This is a genomic window from Nocardia farcinica (assembly GCF_029867845.1).
Taxonomy (GTDB): domain Bacteria; phylum Actinomycetota; class Actinomycetes; order Mycobacteriales; family Mycobacteriaceae; genus Nocardia; species Nocardia farcinica_A.
In genome coordinates, this window is the sequence record NZ_JARWRU010000498.1 from 1 (window position 1) to 5,625 (window position 5,625).

At 70.7% G+C, this 5,625-nt stretch carries 5 protein-coding genes and 1 CRISPR repeat array; of the genes, 2 read left to right on the forward strand and 3 right to left on the reverse strand.

What is annotated here, in order from left to right; translation table 11 throughout:
* A partial coding sequence (locus tag QH283_RS10870; protein ID WP_432420703.1) for a hypothetical protein occupies positions 1 to 266 on the reverse strand: 266 nt, incomplete at its 3' end.
* A gap of 59 nt (positions 267 to 325) precedes the next feature.
* Positions 326 to 1,513 (reverse strand): Cmx/CmrA family chloramphenicol efflux MFS transporter, encoded by a 1,188-nt coding sequence (locus QH283_RS10875; RefSeq protein WP_280502893.1) that lies wholly within the window; start codon positions 1,511 to 1,513, stop codon positions 326 to 328.
* Positions 1,514 to 1,833: 320 nt separating this feature from the next.
* On the opposite strand from QH283_RS10875, the gene QH283_RS10880 reads away from it, so the two are divergent.
* Together QH283_RS10880 and QH283_RS10885 are read left to right on the forward strand one after the other, a co-directional pair.
* A complete protein-coding gene (locus QH283_RS10880; RefSeq protein WP_280502894.1) occupies positions 1,834 to 2,133 on the forward strand; it encodes a hypothetical protein in 300 nt (99 codons plus the stop codon).
* Between the two features lie 431 nt (positions 2,134 to 2,564).
* Complete coding sequence (locus tag QH283_RS10885; protein ID WP_280502895.1) at positions 2,565 to 3,305, forward strand: DUF5995 family protein; 741 nt, start codon at positions 2,565 to 2,567, stop codon at positions 3,303 to 3,305.
* 80 nt (positions 3,306 to 3,385) lie between these two features.
* Here the strand turns inward: QH283_RS10885 and QH283_RS10890 are convergent, their stop codons facing one another.
* Positions 3,386 to 3,604: a hypothetical protein gene (locus QH283_RS10890; protein ID WP_280502896.1), complete on the reverse strand. Its 219-nt coding sequence runs from the start codon at positions 3,602 to 3,604 to the stop codon at positions 3,386 to 3,388.
* Between the two features lie 436 nt (positions 3,605 to 4,040).
* Positions 4,041 to 5,594: a CRISPR direct-repeat array (repeat unit 29 nt; unit sequence GGGCTCATCCCCGCATGCGCGGGGAGCAC).
* Positions 5,595 to 5,625: the final 31 nt, after the last annotated feature.

Below are 5,625 nucleotides of genomic sequence, written 5' to 3' on the forward strand. Positions count from 1 at the left end.
GGGGCGCCGGCGCGGGGGGGGGCGGGGGGGGCGGCGGGGGGGGGGCGGGCCCGGCGCCGCCGCGGCGCGGGGCTGGGCGTGGCGTCCGGGGCCGGCGTGCGGCCGGGGTCGGCGGGCGGCGGCGCGTCGGAGGGGCGCGGCGCCGAGGTCGTCGGCGTGGCCGAGGCGTCCGTCCTCGGTGTCCCGGTGTCCGTGCTGCCACACGCGGCGAGCGCGGCCACCGCGCAGAATGTGAGCACGGCCTGTAGGTGTCGTCGAGTTCGCATCGCTCCGCCTCGTGTCGTGATGGTCCGTTGCCCGATGTATCGGCAACTGCCCGAGCCCATTACCGATGCAAGCCCCCTGACACTCGAGGTCTTGCGGCACCGGGAAGCACGCAGCGGCGCCCGGCGAATGCCGCGACCAGCGCCGTCGCCGTCAGCGCCGCCGCCGCCCCGACCGGAGCCGACACGCCGAACCCGAGCGCCAACCCGGCCGCGCCAAGCGCCGGACCGGCGGCCGCGCCGACGTTCAACGCCGCCGTCGCATACGAACCGCCCATCGTCGGTGCCCCCGTCGCCGCGTACAGCACCAGCGCCACCACCGTGCCGCCCACGGCGAACGCCGAAATCCCCTGCGCGAGGGCGAGAACGAACAGGGCGGCGGGCGAACCCGCGAACACCATGAGCGCCAGCCACCCCGCCAGCAGCAACGGCCCGCCGACGGCGAGCACGACACCGGGTTGCCGATCGGACATCCGCCCCGCGATCGTCACGCCGAGGAACGACCCGACTCCGAAGAGCACCAGCACCACGGAGACCCACACCTCGCCCAGTCCCGCCGACTCGGTCACCAGTGGCGCCACGAAGGTGAAGGCCGCGAACGTCCCGCCGTTGACCAGCGCGCCCACCGCCATGGCCAGCGCGAGCCCCGGCTCCCGCAGTTGTCGCAGTTCCGCCGCGAGCGCGGGCACACCACCGTCACCGGCGGCCGTGTTCGCCACACCCCGCAGAATCCCGACAGCGGCGGGCACACACAGCAGACCGACGGCCCAGAACGTCGCGCGCCACCCGAGCGCGGCGCCAACCAGAGCCCCGGCGGGCACACCCCCGACCATGGCGAGCGTCGTCCCCGAGAGCAGGACCGCCACCGCCCGCCCCTTCCGGTCCTCCGCGACCAGGTTCGTCGCGGTCGCGAGCGCCACCGCCAGAAAGCCGGCATTCGCCAGCGCGGCCACCACGCGGCCGACCAGCACCACCGCGAACACCGACGTGACCGCGGAGATCACATGACATCCCGCGAACACCAGCAGGCAGACGAGCAACGTGCGCCGAGGCGGCCACCGCCGCGCGAATGCCGCCATCAACGGCGCGCCGACCACCATGCCGAGCGCGAACGCGGTGGTCAGCAGGCCCGCGGCGCCGACGGACACCGCGAGGTCGGCGGCGATGGCGGGCAGCAGGCCCGCCAGCATGAATTCCGAGGTGCCCATGACGAAAACCGCCAGGGCGAGCAGATAGAGAGCGAAAGGCATCGAGTACTCCGAGGTGAGAGGACGACGAAGGTCTTCGCGTCACCACGGCCGGCTCCGCACGAGCCACACCCCGCCCACACGGGCCGGGGTCGACATGTTGTCCAGGGCTCAGGGGCCGACGGTGGAACCGCCGGCCCCCGATGTGTCCGATTCGGGACTCGACATGCGCCGGACTCTACCCAGCCCCCTCCACGGTTGTCGCCCGATTTTTCGAGCGCGCGGAACAGCCCGGGCCCGGGATCGACCGACCGAGCGAACGGAACCGATCCGCACCCCCGCGCGTCAGACATGAACAGGACCACTTCCAGGAGGCGATCACGGTGGAAGCGAACCAGACCGGCGCCGGGCACAACGCTGCCGGAACGAATTCAGCTCTGCTACAGGTGAATCCGCGCGCACTGGCCGAACTCGACAGCGCCTGCACGGACCTGATCGAAGCCCTCGCCACCGCACAGGACCGAGCCCACGCGTTGAGCACACTCGCCACGTGGGGGTTGGGTGAAGCCGATCCTTCACTCCGCGCGGCCCAGGCGCTGGTGCGCATCTTCCGTGAGAAAGCCGCGGGCGGTCCCGGCGACGCCCACTCCGCGCTGGGTGATCACCTCGCCGAAGCAGCGTAACGGCGCGGACTGCACACCGCCGGCGCGCCGGCGCTCCCCCAGGCCGACGAGACGTTCGCCCAGCAGTTCGGGCAACTCGACACCTGATCCCCCCGGCCCGGCCCAACCGCCGTCGTCCGACCCTGACGGGCCCGTGAGCCGCCGATCCGCTCGATTCCGATTTCTTGTTCCATCTGCTCGGAACCCGGGCGCCGAATATCCGGTGTGAATCCCATCAACCGGAGTCGAGATTCTCGAACCTCGCAGATGAGCGTTCGAGAGCAGGTCCGCGATGCTGGTGAATTCGATCCCGGACATACGTCCAGAAGAATTCGCGTACGGCGACGGCTGAACCTCTTCGGCCTGCTCACCGTACTGATGACCATGGCGGCGATGGCGTCGACACCGATATCGGGACCTCACGCGCTCGCCGCGCCGATGCCCGTCTCGGAATGCGTCCCCACCGCGACACCCGAATCCGACCGCGCCCTCGCGGAATTGACCGACCCGTCCGATATCAACACCTTCGACGACGCCCGCGGACCATTTCCGAACTCCGCGCCGCGCTGTCGAAACCGGACGATTACCGCGGCACCTTCCCCATCGCCTTCGACGAGATCCTCACGCTCGTCGGCCCGAGCATCGAGTCTGGGATCTACGACGACCCGGCGTGGGCCACCGATCTCGCCGTCGAGGTGGTGCGCCTCTACGTCGGCGCCCTGCACGAGTTCGTCACCGGCGGCACCCCGCCCCCGCACTGGGAGCAGGCCCTGCGCCTGACCACCGACTGCTCACGCAGCCCCGGCCGCGTGCTGATGGGCCAGATCTTCGCCCACCTGATCATCGACTTCCCGCACGCCCTGGTCACGGTGCACTCCGAACCGAGACACACCCGCGACTTCTACACCTTCGGCAACGCCCTCGTCGACGCCACCCCCGCGATCACCGCCGCCTTCGAGAACACCTACGGCGTCGACCTCGAACCACTGTTCACCGCCTGGTTCCTCGGCGACATCATCGGCGACACCGGCGCCACGACCGTGCTGTTCCAGTCGACCAGGACCGCCGCGTGGGTGAACAATTTCGGCCTCCAGAACCCCACCATCCGCGACGCGACAGTTGCCGAGATGAACCTTCTCTACCAGACGGCGACGGTATTCATGGACGTCCTCGAACGCATCGACCAGATCTGAGCGCGTCCCCTCGGCCGGCGGCCCGCGTCCAGGGCCGCCGCCACCGAGACGCCGACAAACGGCTCACCCTCCGCGCCGGATCAGCAGGTGACATCGAAGGGGAAACACGGCGATGGTGGCGCGACGGGCTCCGCGGGCGCGATGCGCGCGGGCAGCATGTCGGTCTCGTCCGCGCCATCCGCCGGCCCCATGTGCGTGATCGTCAGCACCACCAGCAGCAATACCACCGCACAGAACAGCCCTGCGAGCGCCCACAGAATCGGCATCACCGACGCACCGCGCGCACTGTAGCGACGCACGGAGGGATAGTGCCCCCGTCGAGGCGCCGGCCGGTCGGTGAACCGGAGCGAACTCCTCACGTAGCTTCCGCCGATCTTCCCCCTGCGGGAATGCGCCCGCACCGCTTCGTACCCCATGAGGCCAGTATGACGTCGGGGACCGACAACCTCGGCCCGCGAGAAGAATCCACTCGCTCAAATGGCGGAAGGCATACCGGTTGTGCCCCAGCAGTTTTGCTCGAGGACACGGCATCCGGGGTAACGATCACAGCCAGATCTCCCGCCACGTGTTCCGCCACCGGCCGCAACGCCCCAGATGGTCGTCAGGAGCAGGATGAAGACGGCCATGGCGATCACCGGCCCGCGCAACCGATGCCGTTCTCGTCCGATTCCCCGACGGGCTCATCCCCGCGTGTGGGGAGCACACCTCTGTCCTTCGCGCCGGAGAGGCGGCGGCGGGCTCATCCCCGCATGCGCGGGGAGCACCAAGGTGGACCGGTAGATGTAGAGAAACAGCCGGGCTCATCCCCGCATGCGCGGGGAGCACGACAGCTACGGCGACGTGGTGCAGCCCGGCGCGGGCTCATCCCCGCATGCGCGGGGAGCACCTGGAGGCGGCGCAGCGAGAGATCTCGGGGTGGGGCTCATCCCCGCATGCGCGGGGAGCACAGGCGGGACGCCATGTAGTCGCGGTTCTCGTCGGGCTCATCCCCGATTGCGCGGGGAGCACCGCCTGCCGCGTCGAGGGCGATGCCCGTCTTGAGGCTCATCCCCGCATGCGCGGGGAGCACCTGAACCAGCTCGGCACCAAGAAGCTCACCTGGGGCTCATCCCCGCATGCGCGGGGAGCACTCGGCGTCGGCCGGGATCGTCGCGTAGGTGCTGGGCTCATCCCCGCATGCGCGGGGAGCACGCCGAGGGCAGCGGCGTGATGTTCGACGCGCAGGGCTCATCCCCGCATGCGCGGGGAGCACTGCCGCAGAAAGCGGCGGAACTTGAATTAGACGGGCTCATCCCCGCATGCGCGGGGAGCACTTCCGACCAGGACCAGAGCACAACGCCCATGAGGGCTCATCCCCGCATGCGCGGGGAGCACTGGGTGCTCGACGGGCTGCGCGAGCGGCACGGGGGCTCATCCCCGCATGCGCGGGGAGCACCCGGCGTCGAAGGTGTGCCCGCTCGTGTCCGGGGGCTCATCCCCGCATGCGCGGGGAGCACGCAACGCCCAGATGACCGACTCCAATACGACGGGGCTCATCCCCGCATGCGCGGGGAGCACGGCAAGGCGTCGGCGAACGTGACCGGCAAGCGAGGCTCATCCCCGCATGCGCGGGGAGCACCACCCCGGTAAGGAAGCTCACTACAACAATCTGGGCTCATCCCCGCATGCGCGGGGAGCACTAGAGCGCTTGCATTCGGAGCATTTGCTCGAGGGGCTCATCCCCGCATGCGCGGGGAGCACCGTAACGCCGCCGACGCCGATGAGGCGCGGGAGGGCTCATCCCCGCATGCGCGGGGAGCACGGCATCGTCGGCGCGCTGGTCGATACCGCCGTGGGCTCATCCCCGCCTGCGCGGGGGGCGCCGGGTGTGACCGGAAGGGCATTCGTTGAATCCGGGCTCATCCCCGCATGCGCGGGGAGCACCGCGCGGATGAGCGCCTGATCCTCGCCGACTTGGGCTCATCCCCGCATGCGCGGGGAGCACTACGGGCGGACGGTAGGGCGCGGGGGTGCACCGGGCTCATCCCCGCATGCGCGGGGAGCACAGGGTTTCGCGCATCCGATGCTCTTCGGCGATGGGCTCATCCCCGCATGCGCGGGGAGCACCTGCTGCGCCGCCACCCCGTCGACATCGGCGCGGGCTCATCCCCGCATGCGCGGGGAGCACCTTGTGCCCGGCACACCCGGGCAGTGGGGCCTGGGCTCATCCCCGCATGCGCGGGGAGCACACCGACGCCGAGTTGGCCGATTTGCGAGCGCAGGGCTCATCCCCGCATGCGCGGGGAGCACACCGCGCCGCCCGCCCCGGCCGATGCCGGAC